Here is a 21592-nt window from a genome sequence, read left to right as displayed (position 1 = left end):
TAATTAACGTTAAAAAATACGCTCAAAGCTTGCTCAATTAGAGTAAAACAGGGCGTGCTGATTGTACCCGTTGCCCTGGGCTAAGAGCTTCTGCCCCTTCAGGGCGTGCTGATTGTACCCGTTGCCCTGGGCTAAGAGCTTCTGCCCCTTCAAGCGTGTGGGGCAAAACTTACGAAATTTTGGTGGTGCAAAGTTACGTATTACAGAAACTTCAGTCAAGAGTCCACTTGAAAAAGTCGAAAAACGTATTTTTTGTCTTTGCAACTTATTGATAATCAAGAGTAGGTTTTCGTAAAATTGACTTTTTCAAGTGGGCTCAAAACTGGAATAGAAGACACTTCTTTTTTAGTCTTTTAAATCGACTCAAAGCCGAATTTAATGATGTTTCTTGTGATTTATGATACTTCTATGATACTTCTTGTAAAATAAACGAAAAAGTATCATTCTTGTATTGTACAGTATATCAGATGTTTATAAGGATATCGTACTAAATAATGATACTATGATACATTTTCCAGAAAAATACATTTATGCGCAAGCAATTATTTTCCGATTTTGTCTTTTGATTGTTCGGGGCTATGAAATGATATTTATGTTATCTCTGTGTTAGTGGTAACTCAAAAAGCTCCAAAAAACCTTTTTCGCTCGTATTTTATGATTATCAATGAAAGGAATAATATTGCGAAATGCTCAACTGTTTGTATGTTCCGTAAACATTTTGAGAATATTTTTCCTTTTTCTGAAATTATTCTCGTACTTTTGCAAGCGTATTCACCTATTATATAATAATGTATGGCAAAGAAAGATGTAAACAGATTGAAGATAATGTTGGCAGTAACCAAGCGCTCAAACAAGTGGTTGGCAGAAATGTTGGGTAAAGACCAAGCAACCATTTCTAAATGGTGCACCAATACTTGCCAACCAGACTTGGAAACCTTAATACGGATTTCTGATTTGCTGAAAGTGGATGTAAACGATTTGTTGAATAAAGAATGTATCAAAGAATGACGGACGATATATCGAAACAGATAAAGGCAGGCGAGGTGTCGGGGGTGCAGTTCAAGGAACGCATTCTCGACAAATATGATATTGCCTGTGAGTTAGTGGCGTTCAGTAATTCACATGGTGGCAAGTTGGTAGTTGGCATAAAGGATAAGACCGGAGAAACCAATGCCTTGTCGTATTCTGAGGTACAAGAAACAACCAACTTGTTGAGTGACATTGCTTCAGAAAACGTAGTGCCATCCATTCTGATAAAGATACATACTGTTGAAGTTGAGGATGGCAACTTGGTTGTTGCTATTGTGAAGGAAGGACTCAACAAGCCTTATCATGACAACAAGGGAATCGTATGGGTGAAGAATGGTGCCGACAAGCGTAAAGTGTTCGATAATGCTGAACTTGCAGAAATGATGACCGACTGCGGTAGTTTTGCACCAGACGAGGCTGGTGTTAGGGATGCAACTGTCAACGACCTTGATGCAGCGACCATCAAGCAGTTTCTTAGCAACCGTTTTGATAGAGTGTTGGAAAAGAAAGGCTTGACAGGTGACGCTTTTAATGAAGCATCACTTGATATGATATGCTCTGCCATAGCTAAGGGGCATGACTGTGAGAAGATACTTCGCAATCTGCGATTTATCCGTCCTGATGGTTCACTGACCGTTGCTGCCATGCTTCTGTTTGGCAAATACACCCAACGTTGGTTGCCAATGATGACAGCCAAGTGTATCTGTTTTGCAGGCAATAGCGTCGGCAGCAAGGTTTTTCGTGACAAGGTGAATGATGCAGATATGGAGGGAAATCTGCTTCACCAGTATGACACTATCATGGATTTCTTCACTCGTAATCTGCATAATGTGCAGGTGGGAGCTGAATTCAACAGCATGGGAAAGTTGGAAATACCTTACACAAGCTTGGTTGAGTTCACGGTAAACAGCCTTGTACATCGCTCGTTGAACATGAAAGCCCCTGTTCGCATTTTCATTTTCGACAATCGTGTTGAGATTCACAGTCCTGGTGCATTGCCTAACGGACTCACTATTGATGACATCAAGGCAGGAACCTCTATGCCTCGCAATATGTTCCTTTTTAACAATGCTATATACTTGCTGCCATACACTGGTGTGGGTAGCGGTATCACTCGTGCTCTTGATGAAGATGTTAATGTCACATTTATGAATAATGACAAGGCACAGGAATTTGTCATCACGGTTTGGAGAGGAGAAGGTAACCAAGTCGAGGGGGAAAGTAACCAAGTCGGTAACCAAGTCGAACAAAAAAGTAACCAAGTCGAGGAAAAAAGTAACCAAGTCGAAGACCATAACACTGGACTTAGACACTCTGACACCGACCATGACACTCGACTTAGACACTCTGGCACCGACTTAGACACTTCTGAGAACGACTTAGACACTCGACTTAGACACTCTGGTACCGACTTAGACACTTCTGAGAACGACTTAGACACTCGACTTAGACACTCTGACACTCCAAAAGTGTCATTGTCTAACAAGCAAAGGGACATAGTCAATTTCTGTTCTGTTCCTCGAACCACCAAAGAGATACTTGACAGAATTGGAGTCAGCATGCATTCCAAGAACCGAGAGCGTTACATCACCTCCCTTGTTGCAGCAGGATATTTGCAGATGACCAACCCAGAAAATCCTACGGCAAGCAATCAAAAATACAAGAAAGTAACAACAAAATAGTAAGAATGATGGACTTTTTATATTTCCTCCAGTTTGCATGTTTCATCTTCATGCTCATCAATGCCCTAATCCTCGGCATCACCCACCTGCACATGAAGTGGGTCAACCGACGCTATGAGTGGTCACGCTGGCTGATACTTGCAGGTATGACGGGACTTGCCATACAATATCTCTTGCAGATGCTCTTGGGTTTTCGTGCGAAAAGCGATGACTTGGGAGCTGTCTTCAATATCTTGGTCTATACCCCATGCTTCACCACTATCTCCATGGGCATATACAACATTGAGGCGACCCATGCCAACCGCCGAAAGATGAACATCGTATGCACTTGCATTTATGCCGCCATCATAGCAGTTTTCTGCATAGGTTACAGCAATAGCGGAAGTCTTAACATCGGCAATTGGCTCTATGCGATGCTCGTATTGTTCGGTGCAAACGTAGCGTATTGCATCTATATGATTATGATTGAGATGCGGAAACGCAAGAAAATGTTGGAGCTGATGACTGGTGACGACATGCTGCCCTATGTGCGATATGCCCGAGCCAGCATTTTCGCCCTGTTCTTCTCTACCCTTACCATGCCTTTCGCCATCCTCTCCACCACCTTATTATATATAATAGGTCCGTTGGCTTTGCTCTCTATCCTTTTCTTCAACCTGAGTTTCGTGGCTATGGGCTACAATTACGTTCCTACCGAGGAACTCTTGGACAAGGAGGAAGAAGAAAGCGCAGCCCTCGCAGATGAAATAACAGAAAGCTCCGATGGGCAGGATGCAGAGTCTGCCGATAGTAAAGAAACATTGCCATCGTTTTCTCAGGAGCGTCAGGCAGCCATCAAGGAGAAGCTCGACAAGTGGTGCGAAGAGTTGGGCTATAAAGACACCACAGTAAACATGTTCACCCTGTCACGCTCGCTGAACATTTCTAAGAACGAGTTATCACGCTACTTCACATCATGCCTTAATTCCACCTTCCGCATCTGGCTTGCCGAGGTATGTTTCGAGGCGGCAAAGAAGATGATGCTCGACTATCCCGACTACAACAACGACATCATTTCTGCCGAATGTGGCTTCTCTTCACGCTCCTATCTCTATCGCATATTCAAAGAGAAAGAAGGTTGCTCCCCAACTGTCTGGAGAGCGAAAATACAATAAAATCACGCCTTAGGTGTCTACTTCCCCCACCAAGTAGACACCTATTTTGTAGGAAGTAGACACCTAAGTGGGGGAAGTGGACACCTTTTTCCGAAGAAAAACACTATTTTTGCGCCATGGGAAATATGATAGAGACTCTCACGAAAGAGGAACAGGCTATTTTCATTGTGGCATTGTTTCTTCTGTTGTTCGCCATAGTCATGAGCTATGCCATGGTTCAAGACTACAGGATATATCTTGATGAGAACTACAAGGCTCGCTACAGCTTCTGTGATTTCATCAAGAGAGAAAGATTCTATATCTATCTGTTTCTCGGACTGACTTTCGTCATCATCCTGGGATTTACAGTATATATAATGGCAATGAGAGAATAGGTGTCTTCGGTGGATAATGCCGCTGCATAGTGGCAAGATTTGGCAGAATGCACAAAAGTATTTATTTTTACAATAAATTATTAATTCAAAAACAAAAAATATGAAAAAGAATTTTGTAAGATTGAGATGGTTTTTCACGATGCTCTTGTTCGTGACAACCATGATTATGCCAACCATGATGTTGGCGAAAAGTATTACTCCAACCAAACCGAATGGTGATGGCAAAACAGAACCATATCAAATTGGTACTGCTGAAGAACTTTATTGGTTTGCAGGTCTGGTGAATGGTACGCTTCCAGACGGGGGGAAGAATTTATCTGCCAATGCAATCCTCACGGCAAACATTACCGTGAACACAGGCGTTCTTGACGCAAATAAAAATCTGGTAAGCAAAAGCGACCTTACAGAATGGGAACCTATTGGTGCTCGTTGGTCTCCATATACTGGCACCTTTGATGGCCAGGGATACACCATCAGCGGATTGTATTTCAATAATCCTCACTCATCTTATGTTGGCTTGTTTGGCTGCATAGGAGCCAACGGCAAGATTTCCAACGTAGGAGTTTTGGATTCATATTTTCAGTTCAGTGCGCTTGGGGGAGGTGTATGCGGAGTGAATTATGGCACTGTCAGAGATTGCAAAAATACAGGTTCTGTTAGAGGATTTTCAACAATAGGCGGCGTGTGCGGATTAAATGAAAAAGGCGGAATAATAGAAAACAGCTTTAATGAAGGCACTGTCAGCGGAACAGGTGATAATGCTCAACAAGTCGGCGGCGTGAGCGGCTATAACAATGGCACAATCAAAAGCTGCTATAACACAGCTTCTGTAAGCGGACAAGAATCTGTCGGCGGCGTGTGCGGCTTTAACTCGGTTGGTACAACAACAAATTGCTTTAATGAAGGCACTGTCAGCGGACAAAATTTTGTCGGCGGCGTGTGCGGAAATGGCTGTGGTGTTACAACAACAAATTGCTTTAATGAAGGCACTGTCAGCGGACAAAGTCACGTCGGCGGCGTGTGCGGATATGACTATTACTATGATGGTACATTAACAAATTGCTATTATCTTAGTGACACAGCCACAGGCGGTATAAACGGAAAAGATGTGAGTGGCAAGGCAGAGGGAAAGTCCATAGAGCAGTTTAAAAGTGGCGAGGTGGCATGGCTTCTTAACGGTTCCACATCTGTTCCTACCGAAGGAAGCACCTTGGTATGGTATCAGAAGTTGGGCGACAATGCTGACGCTTACCCAGTCTTGAAATCCACTGGCGACAATACTGTATATCAAGCACCCCTCATCTCTTGCGACGGGACAACCCAAATTGGTGAATATGCAAACAATCCGAATGGCGACCAGTTGTCTCACAACTATCAGATGGCAACTGTAGCAGATGCCAATGGACTCTATGGGGGTGTATGCGTAGAATGTAACTCTCCAGAAGAAAGTGTAAAATACATTCAGCACTTCTGTGGCATTCTTGGCAACAACCTGAAACTGACCTACGCTGATGGTAAGTACACTGCTGAGGCAGTGACGCTCACAGATGGCGAGGCTTATAATAGCCCAGTAGATATAGAGGTGGCTGACTTCAAGTACATTCGTACATTCGATGCCTACAAGTGGCAATCGCTCTATGTGCCATTTAGGATGAGTCTTGAACAGTTGACAAGCAATGGTTTAAACGTGGCAACCCCAGTGGACATCGAAGTGGTCAATAAGACTGTTACACGACTGAACGTAAAGAAGTTGAAGTCTGGTTTCTCGAAAGCAAACTATCCAAGCTTGATCATGTGTGAGAGTGATGGAGAAAAGACCATCGAGTTGGCAGATGTCATGTTTTCTGCAGCGAAGGAAAAATTTATCGACTGTATGAGTATGACAAGAAAATATGTTTTTAATGGTGTTTATCAAGCCAATAAAAACCTTGCGTCTAACTCGGAGGATGCTATCAATTACATCATAAAAGATGGTGGACTGGTCTTGCGAACTGACGATGATGTGCCTGCGCCACAAAGTTGGTACATGAATGTAACTATACGCGAGAATCCTTTCGGAGGTGCAGATGAACCTTTGTCTTCCGACGCTAAGACTATGCCTATTTATGTGATGGGTGAAGGTTATGCTACTGGCATAGAGAATGTGAATACCGCAGAGGAACATATTCTGCATGGCATCTACGACTTGCAAGGTCGCAAGTTGAGTCAGGAGCCAGAAAGCGGCATCTATATCAAGGATGGAAAGAAGTACGTGAAATAATTGACTCAACTTGCGAAACATTCGCTACATCGATATGTACTTTTTGACATTTACTCCATCACCTCCCAGAAACTCTCGGGGAGGTGATGTTCTTTATCTCCTTTGCCTCCTTGAACAGTGGGGCGATGTCCTATGAGTCAAAGCCGGCAATGCCGCAACCGATGGGTGTTATCAGGAACTGCTTCTCGGGATGCAGACTCCTCTGTTCTCATATCATTTGCGATATTGTTTTAATTGTTTGCAAATATATAGTTTTTTGAGGAGAAAAGGGCTTCTTCGCCCAATTTTTCTCCTATTTAAATATTATAAGATTCAAGTTTCGCAAGTGTTTTAGGAGAAAAAAGCGTGGCTATCCGATAGAAGAACTAAGAACATATCGGTAGAAAATCCTTGTTAGCAAATCGGTATCCACAGTGTTGCAGCTCATTAAAACTTATATATAGGCAAAATCTTGACCTTATAACCATTTTTCTCAATTATTCTTTCCTCATTCATCGTGACAATGATCAGATTGGAGCATTTGAGTTCCCCCGCACATTCAATGATGCTATCTACTTCCCGCTTGAGCGTTCGTTCGGATGAGAGGTCATAACATACTTGTATAAGACTTTCTACATGAGCACCCTGCCTTGTAACAAAATCAGTCTCCTTGTCATTACGGGAGCGATAATAGAAAAGTGATGTTTCTGCATGATACCCCCTACGAATCAACTCTATAAAAACCTGATTCTCCAATAACCTGCCTAAGTTCTCACTCACACTAAAAGCCTTGGCTTCTACAAAACCATTGTCAACCACATATACTTTTTGTGGAGCTTTCTTCATTACTTTCAACTTGTTGTTGTAACGTGGCAGATAATACAAGAGATAGGGCTCACTTAAATATCCCATAAACTTCTTGGTGGTTGCTACGCTTGAAAATCCCAGCGTTTCTGCCAGTTCGTTGGCACTGAATGGATTGCAGAAGTTAGAAACCAGATACATGGCCAGGTTGTTCAAATCCTCTACATTGCGTACTTTATGACGCTTGGCAATGTCTTTCCAAATGATGGAATCAAAGAGTGTGGAGAGATAGTTTTGGGTCAGGCTTCTTGCTGCTACAGTCTCTGGATAGCCACCATGGTGCAGATAGTCTGCAATAAGCGAGAGGTCTGATGCGCTGTCTTTCATCTCTGATACTTCCGAAAGATTTCTGTGGTTCCAGATAAAGAATTCAGAAAGACTGAAAGGTAGCATCTCTATTTGGATATATCTGCCTGTGAGCAATGTTGCCATTTCGCTACTCAGCAATTTGGCGTTGCTTCCCGTAATAACCATGTTGATTCCCATGCGGTAAAGTTTGGAAACCCATAAATGCCAACCATCCAGATTTTGAACCTCATCAAGCAGAAGATACTCGAAGTCGGGATAAACGGCATGTAATGTTTCCCAAACCAAATCATCGTCCCATGCACTCAGGAGTTTGCCGTCATCAAAATTCAGATAGGCAAAGTTCCTGCCTTTCAGCATCAGCAAAGCCTCTGTCGATTTGCCAGTTCTTCTGGGACCCGTTATCAACTTGATTTGCTTGCTTGCCAACAGTTCATCCTCATCATATTTGGTATGACGTGTAAGGTAAGGACGGGAAAGCAGAATATCCCGTTCCTTTTTCTGGTTACTGATAATTGTTCTCATTTCTCTTCAGATGAATTGATTAAACCGAGACAAAGATACAAAAAATATTCATTCTATCCATCGTATTGAATAAAAAAGTGCTGATTTTATTCAATACGATGGATAGAATGAATAAAAAACGACAAGGGGCTATATGCCACGATGATAAGTGCAAGCGCATTCACCATTCTTTCATCGTCACCATTCGCTACATCGACTATAATAGTTGTAACTACTCAGTCCACCCATATTGTCATGAGTTGTTACGTTAATGTGAGTCAACGTGTATTATTAATAAAGCTTAAAGTGGTCAACTATATTTTTATAGTTTCTATCAGAATAATGCAATAGGCTTCAACTGCTTACGAAGCCGCTTTCATATTTCGAGCCTTTTCTATTCAAAGTTTTCAATAGGGGTACTGAGTTATAAGACAAATGTAGGGGAAAAATTAAGCAGAGAATCATTTTTTCAGAAAAACTTTGCCAACTGATGTCCAGCCATCACGGCGATGAGGCCAAGGATGAGGCTGCCGAAGAGATAGAGCATCATGTAGAGATATTGCTCATCCTTCATCAGCGATGAACCTTCGTTCATGAAGGTGGAGAAGGTGGTGAAGCCACCGCAGAAGCCTGTGGTGAGCAGCAACTTGGTGGAGGGATTCATCCATCCGCCGCCATTCCACGAAATGCCGGAGAGAAATCCGATGATGAAGCAGCCCAACACGTTTACTGTCATGGTGCCGAAGGGGAAAGCTATGAGGCTGCACGACTGCACCATCTTGGAAATCCAATATCTCAGGCCGCCTCCAAAGAAGCTGCCTATGCTTACGATTAATACTTCTTTCATGTCTGTTTCTTGTCTTATATCTGTTTTCTTGCTTTGCCTCGGAAACTGTTTCGTGCCAGTGCCGACTCGCAGTCGCGGCAAAGACTTTCTGAGGCATAATGGTGCTTGAAACCTTCTATCATGGCCTGGGCTCTTGGCGAGGAGAGAATCTCCTCGAGCGGCTGGTCGAAGAGGTTGCCCAGCACGACATCGCCGTTATGGTCGAGGCAGCAGGGCACGAGGCTTCCGTCTGCCAGCACACCTATCTGTTTGATCAGAGCCTTGCAGAAAACCTCTCTTCCCTTGATGTTACTCTTGTCTTCCTCGCTGTTGCCTGTTTCCTGTCCTTCTTCTTTGTTGTCGAAGTTGGGCCACTCGAACTTTCTGTCAAACTCCAAGTAGAGATTGTCGCTGAGGCGGAATCCGTCGGGACGCTCTTTCCAGGGCTTAGGCACGTACTTCTCGATGAGGCTCATCACCTCCTCGTTCTCTTGGTCCATGCCTCCTTGGTTCCATAGGCGCAACACCATACAGGTGCCTTTGGCTGCTGCCTGAGTGGAGAAGCGCATCACCTCGTCCATATAGTCGGACAGCCTGCCGCGTGCATTGCTCTCGTGCGAGTGAACAGAGAGCTGAATCTTATGAGGCAGCGTGTCTAAGAGTTCCATGGCCCGATGCAGGAGGGTGCCATTGGAGGTAAGCACGGTTTTGAAACCACGCTCTCTTGCCAGAGTGATGAATTGTGGCAGCAGAGGGTGGAGCAGGGGCTCTCCCATGAGATGGAAGTAGAGGAAACAAACCTTGCCTTTCAACTTACTGGTTAGCAAGTCGAACTCTTCTGCCGTGAGCTGTCTCTTCGTTCTGTTGTGCTTCGGACAGAAGTGGCAATTCAGGTTGCACGTATTGATAATTTCTATGTAACAGCGGTCTATCATACTTTGTTGGTTGTGTAACGTAGTGCAAAAGTAACAAAAAATCAGCAATCATCAGCCTCTTGTCCATGCAAAAAGACAAAAAAATGCTTTTCGCTATAACTTTAGCAACCTATGGGAGCGATAAAACCCTGAACGAAAACTTCTGCCCCAGCGAAAGTTCCAATAATCATAGATTAGGAAAAAAAGTAGAGGCTGTTTTTTACTTTTCTTCTCAGAAGAGGTCTAATAGATGTAACAGGTAAGAAATGACATATCTATGAATATAGACGATAAAGAGTTAATAGAAAAGCTACAGGTAAATCCAGAGAAAGGATTTCGCATGCTGATGACCAAATATCAGGAGGCAGTCTATTGGCACATACGCCGACTGGTGGTTTCGCATGCCATTATCAGGGCGACGGTTTCCCTTGCCATTATCAGGGCGACGATATCCGAGTAGCTTTTCCTACCTTCTGATACGTGGTTGACCTTGAGATAAAGGTCGAAGACATAGTCCTGCATACTACTGAGAGCTTTGCTTCGCTTGCAGAGCCAGTAGTGGCGGTCGTTCTTGGCCAGCTTTATGATCTCTGGGCGAATATAGTTTATCAATTGTTCGCCCTCCTTTTCTCCTAATAGGTCGAAGACACTTTTGAGAACATGTGGAAGAAAGTGGTAATAACCACTAAACTTCACAGCCTTGTCTGTCGACGATGTGCATGCCAAGTAGCTGTAGAAGTTGGCTTCGCCCTCATGGGCTATTCCTAAGAAATGTGCATATTCGTGCGCATAGATGGCGGGATAGTCGTGGGGGCGGATTTCGCCGTTGAGGGTAAACTCGCAGAAGAAGGGTGCCATGCTACCTGTTACACCAACCATCGAACTGATGGGTGTGAACACCATCGTCTTGACATGGGGATGAGGATTGAAGGGAGCATTGATGCCTTCTTTGCGTCCCATCTTCTCATATACATTCAGAATCGCATCACTCACTCTTCGTTTCCACTCTTCACTTTCCTGTTCTTCACTCTTCACTCTTTGTTCTTCACTCAATAAGTTGAGGCTGTCAGCGTAGCGATAGGCAAACTCGCGTAGCTTATCCTTATCTACTTCTGCTGGTTTCATGCCTGTGCGCTGATAGATGTTGGGCTGCGAGTAGTTGAGTCCCCAGGCCATGTAGAACCATACGTAGATCCACAGCAGATATTCTGCCACTCTTCCCCACACCGTCTTTGTCTTGGGATAACAGTTCCCTTTAGCTGCCAGGAAGGCATAACGGCGGGCAAGTCGTTTGCGAAGGACAATCTCGTAGAGAGGATAAAGAATGACCCATGCGATGCTGAGGGCGATGAAGATGTCGCCTATGGCAAACGGGAAGATGCCCGAAAAGGAAGATAGTATTCTCCCGATGGTGCTGTATATATATAAGGTGTAAATGTAGCCTAAGTATGGGTGCCACTTAATGACGAGAATGAGGACGAGCAACGACAGGAGCAACCTGTGTCGCCATCTTCGTCGGTTGAAAGTATTTGATAGTTTCATGCGTGGTTTGATAATGAGAATTTTCATACATTTTACAATGCTGCAAAAATACACAATTTTTCTGAATTATTGACAAGGTGACTCTGTTTTTTTTCTATATTTGCAATCACAAAGCAGATTATTAACTTTAACATATAGGAGGGCGGATCATGAAAAAGTCATTAGAAGCATTCGAGGCAAAGAACCTGGAGTATGAGAACATCTACAACGAAGAAGATGATCGTAGAGAATATAACTCTATTTGGTACAACTAAGCATCTTGTTTGAAGCTTTTACCCACGTGCTGTTGAATTTCTGATTCAGAGTACGTGGGTAAATTTTTGTCATTTCTCGAAGTGCTGATAGTCTTTGCTGTGCTTCCAGTCGCCACCCCATCTGAATCCTTTTTCCTTGAAAAGGCGATAGCATAAGTCGCCCCTTTGAATCATGTATGCGTGTTTCTTACTGCGGTCGAGATAAGGACGGGCTGTGGCTGGTTCTGTTACGGTCTTTCCGTTCTTGAGCCTTTTGTGGTAGGGGTTGTAGAGGGTGTTGATGTCTACAGCCATTCCTCTGCCGTGCTTTGATACGGTGTGGGTATGCGAGATAAACCTGAAGTTAAAGCACGAGGAGTTGTTGGCTCTCATGGCCCGTTCGTCGTCTGCGTTCCAATAGTCGATGAGCCGCATTCGTTCTATCGGATATTTTGCCCGGTAGAGTTTGTACAGAATGTCGAGCACATCGTTAGCTATGGCTTTGTTGACCACCATTTCTCCCACGATGCTTCTGCCTTCCTTGTCGGTGTGCAGGCAGCGCAGATAGCGCAGCTCGCTTCTTGGCACAGTACAATTCTTCTTGTATGTTTTTCCCTTCATCATGCTGAAGATGTTGTCGGGAATGGGCACGGCATAAAAGTAATGTTTTTCTCCCTTTTTGCTGATGCTTTGCTCTGTGACAATCTCGCCTGGGTTCTGTGCTTTCAAGGGCATACAGAACAGCGAAGAGAGCATGATGCACAGAAGGAGGAGTGTCTTATAGATGCTGCGGAGGTATTTTTGAATAGTCTTCATCTTTGGTTGGAATTTTTTTTGTTATGAGTTGCTTCTATTTATAATTGAGCCCACTTTAAAAAGGGGCATATTTTGGTACAAAAATAATCAAAAAAGTTAAGCCCTACAAATAATATGAAAAAAACTGCCATCCTGTATAGCAAAATTTTCGACCTGTTGTATGGTTGGAACGCCCTTTACCTTTCCGCTACGCGCCGGTGACCGTTGGTTCAGGGCGTGCTGTGTAATTCCATCCGTACAGGTCGATTTTTTTTTCGCAGTTAAGTGCAGTATGCTTGTGAATATTTATGCACGGCTTTCTTTTTGCGTAAAACTCGGGCAAAGTCTTGGCTTTTTCATGATTTCTCCGTACCTTTGCACGCCGAAGAATAAAACAAAACGAAAAAACATTATGGAATATATGTCTCAGGAAGGCTACGATGAGCTCGTGGCTGAACTTCAACACATGGTAAAGGTGGAACTGCCTGCTGTGCGTGACGCCATAGCCGAGGCACGCGACAAGGGCGACCTCAGCGAGAACTTTGAGTATCATGCTGCCAAGCGAGAGCAGGGCAAGCTGTTGAGCAGAATCAGTTTCAAGCAGAAGATTCTGGAGAATGCCCGCGTAATAGACAAGTCGCGACTGCAAAGCGACAAGGTGGGACTGTTGAGCAAGGTGAAGATTACCAATGTGGCCAATAAGTGCAGCATGACCTACACCATAGTGAATCCTCACGAGGCAGACCTTCATAGTGGAAAAATCTCTATCAAGTCGCCCATCGCACAGGCTCTCTTGGGCAAGAAAGCCGGCGATGAGGTCATGGTGAAGGTGCCTGCCGGACTGATGAAATTCCACATAGACAATGTGGAACTGTAAGAACGATTACTCAGAAAGAATATTTCTCAACTCTCCGAGCATATTTCCTAAGTCGTCGAAGACGGCCTGGATGTATGCTCGGATTTTTTTGTCTTCCTGTTCGCCGATGTGCTCGGGCGAGAGAGCCTGCAGCTGCTGTTGACATTCCGCCTGCATCATCTGGGCTATGGGTTGCAGTTTGTGGGCGATTCTTACCACATTCTGCTTGTCCTCCTGGCTGAGTTCCACTTGTGCCTCCTGTGTATTTTCCTCCTGTGCTTTTTTCCCCTTTTCGGCAGCAGGCAGATACTTGTTCAACGATTCCCGGTAAGTTTCCATTTCTGCCGTCACGGTTTTCACAATCTCCATCTCCGCTTCCTTGTCGCCTCCGGCAAAGATCAAAAGTGAAGACAGCCTTTCACGGACAGATACATCGGCGGCAGGATCTTCTGCAGTTGTTTCTTCAGCGGCAGGCTCTTCTGTAGCTGCTTCTCGGGCAGCAGGAGCCAACAAACTCTCTAAGGCTTCAGGACGGAAGGGCTTGAACAGGCAGTCGTCGAAGCCTGCCTCCGTCAGTTCTTCCTTGATGCTGATGTTGTGGGCTGTCATGGCAATCACCTTCATGTGTCTGTGATTGATCATGCGGATAATCTCCGTTCCGTTCATCTCTGGCATTTCTATATCCATCAGCATCAGGGCGGGCTGCTCGTTGTGCAGAATGGTAAGAGCCTCGGTAACATGCTGACAGGCAAATATCTGCCAGTCGTCATTGGCCTTGCGGTGCAGCATCTCCTGAAGCAGTTGCAGCTGCAGACGGTCGTCGTCGAGGATCAGAATCTTATGGTTGGCAAGGGGCTGCTGGTTCGCTGATGACAGTTCTGTGCCCGCGGCGCTGATACTTGCCGGCTGCTTTTCGGCAGCTTCGCCCATCGAGGCTTCCCGAACGGAAGGAGGATTCTGCCTGATAGGAAGGGTGATGGCAAAGGTGGAGCCGGTGCCCTTCTCTGATTGCAGACTGATCTGTCCGCCCAAGAGAGTGACGAGTTCATGGGTGATGGACAGTCCCAAGCCTGTGCCTTCTATGCCCTGTGCGTCCTTGAGACGTGTGAAAGCCTGGAACACTTTTTGGCATTCCTCGGAAGTCATGCCCATGCCCGTATCCTTTACCTTTATAATAAGGTGGCAGATGCCTGCCGATGGGGCTGGCTTGACGAGGGCAGTGACAGTAACCTTTCCTTTCGCGGTGTACTTGATGGCGTTGCTGATGAGATTGTCCAACACCTGACGGATGCGGAAAGCATCTGCCTGATAGGTGATTGCGGCATCGGCTGCTAATCCTTGCAGCTTGGCAGCCTTATCCTGATAAGAGGAACTTAACACCAGGTTCTTCTTCTCTGCCTGCATCCTCATGCCTTCGGTGCATTGCTGAATGAGCGAGGCTGGCGAGAAACTGGAGGGATGGAGTTCCAGCAGTCCGTTCTCCAATTTGTGATAGTCGAGGAGCGAGGCCACCAATCTTGACAGATGGCTGGCAGAGCTGGCTATGTTGTCGATATAGTTCATGCCTTTCTCGTCGCTCACATGTTCTCTCATCAGGTCGATGAAGCCCGAAATGGAAGCTACGGGAGCCTTGATGTCGTGGGTGATGGTAAGAAGGAGTCTTTCGCGTTGGTTCATGATGCGCTGAATCTCGGTGTTGGCCTCTTCCAAGTTCTCACGATAGATGCGTTCCTTTTTGGTGTCTTTGAAGATGTAGCACAGCAAGACTACGGCGGCGGTCATGGCAAGCAAAGCCATAAGGGTAATCTGCCACAGGAGTGACCGGCGGGCATTCAGGGCCTTGCCTAAAGCCTGCTGCATGGACTGCATCTCGCTTTGGCGGATGGTGTTGAGCAAGTGGGAAGTACGTTCGGCAAGCTGGGCGTTCACTTTCTGCAGGTCGCTCACCTCTTTGTTTACTGCTTTCTCCTTCTTCTGTGTGTTCTGTTTGTCTTCCTGTCCTATCTGCGACAGCACCTGTGCCACCTCTCCTGCGATGTCGACAGGTGTGGAAATCGAGTCGGTTGTAGTTTGGTTGACATCATTGTGTATGGCTATGGTGTCGGTGGCGCCTTTCTTGAAGGCGTCGGCGAGTCGGCGGAAGAAGCCTTTTCGGGTCTTCACCACCTCAACGGTTGTCCTTTTGTTCTCATGGGTTTGTGCAGTCTTGGGGTGCACCACTACCGAGTCTTTTCCGCTGCTCAGATTGCTCACCTTTTCGTGAAGAAAGCTCTCATGATTGTTGGCTATCAACACTCTCCGGAGTTGCTTCAGGTTGACTTGTTTCAGGTTGAGCAGACTGACGAGGGTGTCCATGCGTGCTTTCTGCAGGGAGTCCTTTTCCAGAGCCTTGAGTTTGAGTGCCTGCACCTTGGCTTCTGAGATGGAGTGGTTGAGTTCCTCCCAGTTTCCCGATGTCTCCATATAGATGGAACGTTCGTTGTTGCTCACATCGAGCAGGCTGTACACCAGGCTGTCGGCCATATTGCGCTTGTGGGTATAGTCACGTGAAGCCTTGTCGATGTTCAGGATAGACTGCGTGTTGCTGTATACGAGCGCTACTGCCAGGGCCATCACCACGGCTACGGCAGCATATCCTAAGGCTACTTTGAGAGGAATATTGTTTTTTATCATGGTGCAAAAATACAAAAAAATATCTTGCCTTCGGAAGACAAGGCAAGATATTTTCATTTTAAAAGCTGCATGTATACTGTTTTTTGAAGGTGGAGCGGTTTACTGAGCCTGTTCTGCTGTTGAGTCGGCTGGAGTATTTGTTGTGTCAGCAGGAGCAGGAGTCTCTGTTGGAGCAGGAGTCTCGGCTGGTGCTACTGTGTCAGTTGGCTCGATGTCGCTGAGTGACATTACCAAAGATGCTTCCGCAGGCTTCTCTGTTGTAGTCTCTGTAGTGTCGGCTGGAGCTACTGTATCAGTTGGCTCGTAAGCTGATGTGCTGATCATTTTGTTACTTGCAAATACGTTGTTTGCTGATACGAAAACGAATGCTGCTGCGATAACTGCGAAAAATAACTTCTTCATAATTGTAATGTTTTAAATTGTTAATATTCTATTTTTGTTTATATTCTCTGTTGAAACTCTTGTTGAACATTCAGTTCGTTTGCGAGTTCACTATCTAATATCACAATCAGCGTGCCAAAAATGAAGAAAGTTTGCTAAGCTCTTGATAATCAGAGGTTGGAATGGTTGTGCCAAAAAGTGGGGAAGTGTGGAAAGTGTGGAAAGAGTGTGGAATATTTCCCCAAAAAGTTGTGGAAGTCTGTTGTGGAATGGGGAATTGGCATAGGATGTCGGGACATGATAGAAAAGCTATCATACAGCAAGGACGGACTATGAACCCCATTGGGTTTACAGTCCGTCCTTGCTATGTGTTATAGGAAGTTGCAGAGGTCTACAGATTATATTTCTTGATTTTGTTGTAGAGGGTTTTTCTGTCCACTCCCAACAGTTGGGCAGCCTTGCTCTTGTTGCCATTGGCGGTTTTCAGAGCAGCTTCTATGCGTTGCAACTCGGTTTGCTCATCCCGCAAAGTTAGTGTCTCTGTGGGTTGTTGCAGATGACTCATGCTCTGCTGGAGTTCAGTCCTGCCGATATAGTTTCCCTTAGTCAGCAGGGTGGCACGCTTCATCACGTTGTTGAGTTCGCGCAGGTTGCCGGGCCAGCTGTACGAGGCAATCATCTCTGAAGCCTTGTCATCGAACCCGAGCACGTGCCGTCCCAACTCCTTGTTGGCATGCTTGACGAAGAGGTTGGCGAAGAGGAAGAGATCTGTGCCGCGGTCTTTCAGTTCGGGCATATAGATGGTGAACTCGTTGATGCGGTGGAAGAGGTCTTCGCGGAACTGTCCCTCAGCCACTCTCTGTGCCAGGTTTTCGTTGGTGGCGCAAACCAGTCGGATATCGATATCGATTTCCTTTGTTCCTCCCACGGGTCTTATCTTTCTCTCCTGCAGGGCACGAAGCAGTTGCACCTGCACGTCATAGCTCAGGTTTCCCATCTCGTCGAGGAAGAGTGTTCCTCCGTTGGCCACTTCGAAAGCTCCCTTCTTGTCTTGTTCGGCTCCTGTAAAGGCACCTTTCACATGACCGAAGAATTCGGATGCAGCCACATCTCTTGGTATGGCTCCACAGTCAATGGCGAAGAAGGGCTTGTCGGAACGGCTGCTCAATTCGTGTATGCGATGCGCCACATATTCCTTGCCTGTGCCGCTTGCTCCGAGTATCAGCACCGACATAGGTGTAGGGGCTACGAGTGACACATATCTATATAGCTGTTGCGAGGCTTCGCTCTTGCCCTCTATGTATTTGGGTGCCTCGTCTTCGTCGGGCTGTGTGGTAGTTTGCTGAGGTGTTTCTTGTTGAGTCGGCGTGGCAGGAGAGTTTGCCGGAGCAGGTGCCGACGAGGCTTGCTTGATAGCCTCGTTGATTTTCTCTAACAGAATGTCGGGATGAAACGGTTTGGCCACATAGTCGTTGGCTCCCGATTTCATGGCGAGTACAGCGTTCTGCACCTCTGCATAGCTTGTCATGACGATAAAGGGAATGTGAAGGCCCTGTTTGTGGAGCCATCTCAGTATGGTGAGTCCGTCGTGGTCGGGAAGTCTGAGGTCTGAGAGAATCAGATCGCGCTGGCTGTCTTCCTGCAACAACCTCAAGGCAGCACCAACCGATGTGGCTTTCTCTACTTCGAAACCTTTCTTTCTGAGCCATGTCTGAATCATGGTTCCAAATGCCAAATCGTCTTCTATAATCAATATCTTTGCCATCTTGTTGCTGTTTTTATGGTGCAAAGATACGGCTATTTAAAGACTCTACCAAAAGAAACTGATATTTTATAGATTTTTGCTATTCTTTTCACTTCTTATTTCCTTTTGGGGTCATGACAGATGACCAACCTGTGGCTTAATAGAAGGCTGAATAAATCCTACTTCTTAAATCGTAATCAGTTGTTTATAGTGCGATACATTCTATAGTATGCGTATATATAAACGAGTGTGTTGGAAAAAGCAGAGAACATATTGACACAGGTGAAGGCTGTTGGATGACTGATTCCCAATAGATAAAATATAGTGGTTGGGAGGATGTTTACACATATCAGCCATACGATGAAAACCAGGATAAGTGCTGTGCCCAGTTGTTGCATGCTTCCTTTATGTTTTCTTCCTAAATGGCAACCGGCAATCAGTGATGCGATGACAGAGAGCAAGCCGATGCTGCTTTCTGTCCAAGTGAGGATAGTTGCAGTCCTGGTTATCAAGCCATTTTGTGTCATGGGTATTAGGTTGAACTTAAAACATATTGACAGGACGAATGAAAACACATAGTAAAATACCATCACCTCGCAGCAACGTCGCAGCAACTTTTCGTTTCTTGGTTGTATTAATCGGAATATTCCCCATAATGCTATGGGGGCAAGCATTAATACCCATTGTTTGATGGTGAGTAAGATGGATGGAATGTTGACTGCAACACCAAGACTTCCACAAACCGTGTTTACGAGTGAAAGAATCGCAAAAAAACAGTATGCATACATGGCATATTGTGCCATGCGTTTTTTTCTGTTATGTCGTTTTTTCATGCAATAATCTTAATAACGAAGTTTTTATACTCTTGCGGCATTATTTATCCAAAAACGCCGCATATTTTGCGGCAAAGATACGAAGAAAACGCCGCGTCCCCAAATTAATTTAGGTTATATTAAACGTTATCAGAAACTTTTTCACTTCTAATTCTACAGATTTATCTTCCTTGGCACCTTCAATTCTGTTGGAATGAACAACAGCACTGGTCATTTGTCTGCCTTTTCCTACAGACTTGAATTTTACCACAAAGAAATCGTCTATGCTATAGTCACTGGAGAACAGATCATAATACTCAGAGATACTATTCTCTTCACCCTTCATTTTGGGTTTGGATCTGTCTGGAAATGGCTGCTGTAAATACATTTTTAAGGACGACTTTTTGTGATTTTCCACACTTTTAAGGACGACTTTTTGCGATTTTCCACACTTTTAAGGACGACTTTTATTGGTCGGCAGAAAATTCACGTGGTGAAATAGATTTCCTGGTGCAGGATGAGGAAAGAATCATTCCGATAGAAGTAAAGGCTGAGGAGAATTTGCAGGCTAAGAGTCTGAGGGTGTTTGTGGAGCGCAATCAAGGATTGAAAGGTATGCGCCTATCCATGTCACCTTATAGAGAGCAGGATTGGCTTGCTAATTATCCTTTATATTCTGTATCTGCAATATTCGACTAATTTCACTCAAATCGTATCAAGTTATTTTTTCCCGTCACTAAGTTGTTGTGTTGGACATCCATAACTTTGTTGCCACTATGGTTAATACAATCATCTTCGAGTTACAGTTCCAAAAAAGGCATGGCGCAAATCGCTTGCGCCATGCCCGATACATAGAACACCTTATAGTCAAAAAAGAATCGATTAGTTAGTATCTTGCGTTCTGAGGGTCGAAGTTGGTCCAGCCGTTCAGCCAGTTGTTGCTGCCATCGAATGCACCGATGAAGCTTACTACATCAAAGCCTGTCCAGCCAGAGAATGATGCTGCACTGAGCAGAGGGCTGCCAGCGATAGGAGTGTAACCGTCGGCACCTACCAGTGAGGTCCAACTGTCGAAGTACTTGTTGTTCAACTCGGGTAAGAGGAAGAAGGTGTGGCTGTATGAATCCTTATTCTTGTCGAGATCCGTCTTGTTGGCTGCATCGTAGAGGTAATCCTCATACTTTTTGTTGGCATCGGTTCCTATCGCGTCCATACCTGCGAAATAAACATTCTGGAGTTTGAACTTCTTGTCCTTGGCATTCTGAACTGTTTCACCCTTCTCACCGTCGATAATCAAGCCGATAGGCCAGCCTAAGGCTACAGAGTTGATGCAGTTGAGATTAGAAGAACGGCGAATCTGCATGGCTGCCTGGAACTTGCCGAGGGCAGAACCGTTGTTGGGATTGTATGCGCCGGCGTTGATATAGTTTGTTGTGTTCTGGAACTTGTCATCCAAAACTTTTGGACCTACGAAGGTGATGTTGGAGAAGGTGGCTGTAGTGCGAGGATCCACGGTAGCACCGTCAGAACAGTTGTCGCTCTCGAAACCGTTGCTCTGAGAGGTGTCGGCAATCTTGCTGTCGCGGATAGAGAGACCATACTGTACCTTTCCTGAGAAACCGTTGTCGGTATCGAAGTCATCATCCCAGCCCTTGTAGGCAACGAGGTACTTGCAGTTCACAGCACCACCAAACCACTCGAAGGAATCATCATTAGAGTATGATACCTGAACGTGGTCAATCTGTGTGCCAGAACCTACAGAACCTAAGGTAAGACCATTGATCTCCTTATCCTTCTGGAAAGGATAACCTGCGAACTCGATGCGAACATAGCTCAAGGCTCCCGAATTGTCGGCATCGTCGTTGCCGCCATGTTGTGTACGAGGACCACCCTCTATCTGTTGCTGAGTCTGGTTGCTCTTAGCCTTGCCGCAGAGGATGACGCCGCCCCAGTCGCCAGGTTTTCTGCTGCCAGCAGCCTCTTCTGATGTGAAGACGATAGGCTCTGTTGCTGTACCTTTGGCGATGAGTTTACCGCCACGCTCTGCGATGAGGGCTGCCTTGCTCTGCTTGTCGCCCTTGATAATCGTTCCCGGTTCGATGGTGAGCTCAGCGCCATCTGCGATATATACCCATCCCTTGAGGAGATAAGTGCCTTTCTTCAAAGTCTGCTTTCCTGTGAAAACGAATTCCTGGTCGCCGTTTCCGATTTGTGTTCCGTTGGCGTTCTCCTTGTTGTCAGTTTCGAAGAGAATGTGGTCGCAAGCCTTAAGACCGCCATTGGTAGTCCACTTGTACTCGGTAGTGCTGCCTCCATTACCCTCGTCGTCACTGCTGCAACTGCTCAACATGGCAGATGCTGCGAGAATGCCTATGCATCCCATTAAATACATCTTGTTCATCATTGTTTCTTGTTTTAAATTTTTTATTTAACAAACATCTAATATTTTCTTTTTAAACCACAGAAATCTTACTCTTATACTATATAAATGTTTTCTTTGCCTTATAAAATCTCTGTTCAAAGCCTTTGAATGTCCGTTCAAAGCCTTTGAATGTACGTTCAGAGCCTTTGAATGTCGGTTCAAAGACTTGGAACAGACATTTCCAAACAATGGAACGGAAATTTAATCATAGAGACAGAACAAATCATAACGAACTGAAAACA

The 21592-nt window shown here is 45.2% G+C and carries 18 protein-coding genes and 1 pseudogene; 8 read left to right on the top strand and 11 right to left on the bottom strand.

What is annotated here, in order from left to right; genetic code table 11:
- Positions 1-792 precede the first annotated feature (792 nt).
- From F7D20_RS01510 to F7D20_RS01490, 5 genes are all read left to right on the top strand, one after another.
- On the top strand, positions 793-1008 hold the full coding sequence (locus F7D20_RS01510; protein WP_022251786.1) for a helix-turn-helix transcriptional regulator: 216 nt from the start codon (positions 793-795) through the stop codon (positions 1006-1008).
- Positions 1005-2711, top strand: a complete 1707-nt coding sequence (locus F7D20_RS01505; RefSeq protein WP_158462495.1) for an RNA-binding domain-containing protein — start codon at positions 1005-1007, stop codon at positions 2709-2711. Before F7D20_RS01510 ends, F7D20_RS01505 begins: the two co-directional genes overlap by 4 nt.
- A 5-nt stretch (positions 2712-2716) precedes the next feature.
- Positions 2717-3865 carry a helix-turn-helix domain-containing protein gene (locus tag F7D20_RS12995; protein ID WP_228114064.1) on the top strand — a complete coding sequence of 383 codons (1149 nt, stop codon included), beginning with the start codon at positions 2717-2719 and terminating at the stop codon, positions 3863-3865.
- Between the two features lie 116 nt (positions 3866-3981).
- A complete protein-coding gene (locus F7D20_RS01495) occupies positions 3982-4239 on the top strand; it encodes a hypothetical protein (protein ID WP_158462493.1) in 258 nt (85 codons plus the stop codon).
- Positions 4240-4339: 100 nt separating this feature from the next.
- The gene (locus F7D20_RS01490; protein WP_158462491.1) at positions 4340-6499 is read left to right on the top strand and encodes a hypothetical protein; all 2160 of its coding nucleotides are present in this window, start codon (positions 4340-4342) and stop codon (positions 6497-6499) included.
- Positions 6500-6925: 426 nt separating this feature from the next.
- Here F7D20_RS01490 and F7D20_RS01485 read toward each other — a convergent pair whose 3' ends face one another.
- Positions 6926-8173, bottom strand: a complete 1248-nt coding sequence (locus tag F7D20_RS01485; protein WP_158462489.1) for an ATP-binding protein — start codon at positions 8171-8173, stop codon at positions 6926-6928.
- 98 nt (positions 8174-8271) lie between these two features.
- Between F7D20_RS01485 and F7D20_RS01480 the strand changes: the two genes are divergently transcribed.
- Positions 8272-8424, top strand: coding sequence for a hypothetical protein (locus F7D20_RS01480; protein ID WP_158462487.1), 153 nt, complete (start codon positions 8272-8274; stop codon positions 8422-8424).
- A gap of 197 nt (positions 8425-8621) precedes the next feature.
- Here the strand turns inward: F7D20_RS01480 and crcB are convergent, their stop codons facing one another.
- The 4 genes from crcB to F7D20_RS01460 form a co-directional block, all read right to left on the bottom strand.
- Positions 8622-8999 carry a fluoride efflux transporter CrcB gene (gene crcB / locus F7D20_RS01475; RefSeq protein WP_022252712.1) on the bottom strand — a complete coding sequence of 126 codons (378 nt, stop codon included), beginning with the start codon at positions 8997-8999 and terminating at the stop codon, positions 8622-8624.
- A gap of 14 nt (positions 9000-9013) precedes the next feature.
- Positions 9014-9913: a radical SAM/SPASM domain-containing protein gene (locus F7D20_RS01470; RefSeq protein WP_158462485.1), complete on the bottom strand. Its 900-nt coding sequence runs from the start codon at positions 9911-9913 to the stop codon at positions 9014-9016.
- A gap of 348 nt (positions 9914-10261) precedes the next feature.
- Positions 10262-11461, bottom strand: coding sequence for a DUF3810 domain-containing protein (locus F7D20_RS01465; RefSeq protein ID WP_228114063.1), 1200 nt, complete (start codon positions 11459-11461; stop codon positions 10262-10264).
- 296 nt (positions 11462-11757) lie between these two features.
- Complete coding sequence (locus tag F7D20_RS01460) at positions 11758-12483, bottom strand: M15 family metallopeptidase (RefSeq protein ID WP_228114062.1); 726 nt, start codon at positions 12481-12483, stop codon at positions 11758-11760.
- Positions 12484-12874: 391 nt separating this feature from the next.
- Here F7D20_RS01460 and greA point away from each other — a divergent pair, with 391 nt between their 5' ends.
- A complete protein-coding gene (gene greA / locus F7D20_RS01455) occupies positions 12875-13339 on the top strand; it encodes a transcription elongation factor GreA (RefSeq protein ID WP_158462484.1) in 465 nt (154 codons plus the stop codon).
- A 6-nt stretch (positions 13340-13345) separates the two neighbouring features.
- On the opposite strand, the gene F7D20_RS01450 is transcribed toward greA, so the two are convergent.
- The 5 genes from F7D20_RS01450 to F7D20_RS01430 all read right to left on the bottom strand — a co-directional run bounded on the left by F7D20_RS01450 (position 13346) and on the right by F7D20_RS01430 (position 19346).
- Positions 13346-15991, bottom strand: coding sequence for a hybrid sensor histidine kinase/response regulator (locus F7D20_RS01450; protein ID WP_194253465.1), 2646 nt, complete (start codon positions 15989-15991; stop codon positions 13346-13348).
- A gap of 99 nt (positions 15992-16090) precedes the next feature.
- Complete coding sequence (locus F7D20_RS01445; protein WP_158462482.1) at positions 16091-16393, bottom strand: hypothetical protein; 303 nt, start codon at positions 16391-16393, stop codon at positions 16091-16093.
- A 370-nt stretch (positions 16394-16763) separates the two neighbouring features.
- Positions 16764-18137, bottom strand: a complete 1374-nt coding sequence (locus F7D20_RS01440) for a sigma-54-dependent transcriptional regulator (RefSeq protein WP_158462481.1) — start codon at positions 18135-18137, stop codon at positions 16764-16766.
- Between the two features lie 176 nt (positions 18138-18313).
- Complete coding sequence (locus F7D20_RS01435) at positions 18314-18643, bottom strand: hypothetical protein (protein WP_158462480.1); 330 nt, start codon at positions 18641-18643, stop codon at positions 18314-18316.
- A gap of 415 nt (positions 18644-19058) precedes the next feature.
- The gene (locus F7D20_RS01430) at positions 19059-19346 is read right to left on the bottom strand and encodes a hypothetical protein (RefSeq protein WP_158462479.1); all 288 of its coding nucleotides are present in this window, start codon (positions 19344-19346) and stop codon (positions 19059-19061) included.
- Between the two features lie 47 nt (positions 19347-19393).
- Here F7D20_RS01430 and F7D20_RS01425 point away from each other — a divergent pair.
- A pseudogene (locus F7D20_RS01425) lies at positions 19394-19627 on the top strand (ATPase); the annotation flags it as partial.
- Positions 19628-19814: 187 nt separating this feature from the next.
- Here F7D20_RS01425 and F7D20_RS01420 read toward each other — a convergent pair.
- The gene (locus tag F7D20_RS01420) at positions 19815-21332 is read right to left on the bottom strand and encodes a hypothetical protein (RefSeq protein ID WP_158462478.1); all 1518 of its coding nucleotides are present in this window, start codon (positions 21330-21332) and stop codon (positions 19815-19817) included.
- Positions 21333-21592: the final 260 nt, after the last annotated feature.

The sequence above is a fragment of the Segatella copri genome (genome assembly GCF_009495355.1).
Lineage (GTDB): Bacteria > Bacteroidota > Bacteroidia > Bacteroidales > Bacteroidaceae > Prevotella.
This window is presented reverse-complemented; position numbering and strand designations above follow the sequence as displayed.

Bases quoted from the DNA above. Each gene is read 5' to 3' on its own strand.
- F7D20_RS01465 (WP_228114063.1), bottom strand. From the start codon at position 11,461: ATGAAAATTCTCATTATCAAACCACGCATGAAACTATCAAATACTTTC.
- F7D20_RS01480 (WP_158462487.1), top strand. From the start codon at position 8,272: ATGGATAGAATGAATAAAAAACGACAAGGGGCTATATGCCACGATGAT.
- F7D20_RS01460 (WP_228114062.1), bottom strand. From the start codon at position 12,483: ATGAAGACTATTCAAAAATACCTCCGCAGCATCTATAAGACACTCCTC.
- crcB (WP_022252712.1), bottom strand. From the start codon at position 8,999: ATGAAAGAAGTATTAATCGTAAGCATAGGCAGCTTCTTTGGAGGCGGC.
- F7D20_RS01510 (WP_022251786.1), top strand. From the start codon at position 793: ATGGCAAAGAAAGATGTAAACAGATTGAAGATAATGTTGGCAGTAACC.
- F7D20_RS01445 (WP_158462482.1), bottom strand. From the start codon at position 16,393: ATGAAGAAGTTATTTTTCGCAGTTATCGCAGCAGCATTCGTTTTCGTA.
- F7D20_RS01490 (WP_158462491.1), top strand. From the start codon at position 4,340: ATGAAAAAGAATTTTGTAAGATTGAGATGGTTTTTCACGATGCTCTTG.
- F7D20_RS01440 (WP_158462481.1), bottom strand. From the start codon at position 18,137: ATGGCAAAGATATTGATTATAGAAGACGATTTGGCATTTGGAACCATG.
- greA (WP_158462484.1), top strand. From the start codon at position 12,875: ATGGAATATATGTCTCAGGAAGGCTACGATGAGCTCGTGGCTGAACTT.
- F7D20_RS01505 (WP_158462495.1), top strand. From the start codon at position 1,005: ATGACGGACGATATATCGAAACAGATAAAGGCAGGCGAGGTGTCGGGG.
- F7D20_RS01420 (WP_158462478.1), bottom strand. From the start codon at position 21,332: ATGATGAACAAGATGTATTTAATGGGATGCATAGGCATTCTCGCAGCA.
- F7D20_RS01485 (WP_158462489.1), bottom strand. From the start codon at position 8,173: ATGAGAACAATTATCAGTAACCAGAAAAAGGAACGGGATATTCTGCTT.
- F7D20_RS01495 (WP_158462493.1), top strand. From the start codon at position 3,982: ATGGGAAATATGATAGAGACTCTCACGAAAGAGGAACAGGCTATTTTC.
- F7D20_RS01435 (WP_158462480.1), bottom strand. From the start codon at position 18,643: ATGACACAAAATGGCTTGATAACCAGGACTGCAACTATCCTCACTTGG.
- F7D20_RS12995 (WP_228114064.1), top strand. From the start codon at position 2,717: ATGATGGACTTTTTATATTTCCTCCAGTTTGCATGTTTCATCTTCATG.
- F7D20_RS01470 (WP_158462485.1), bottom strand. From the start codon at position 9,913: ATGATAGACCGCTGTTACATAGAAATTATCAATACGTGCAACCTGAAT.
- F7D20_RS01450 (WP_194253465.1), bottom strand. From the start codon at position 15,991: ATGATAAAAAACAATATTCCTCTCAAAGTAGCCTTAGGATATGCTGCC.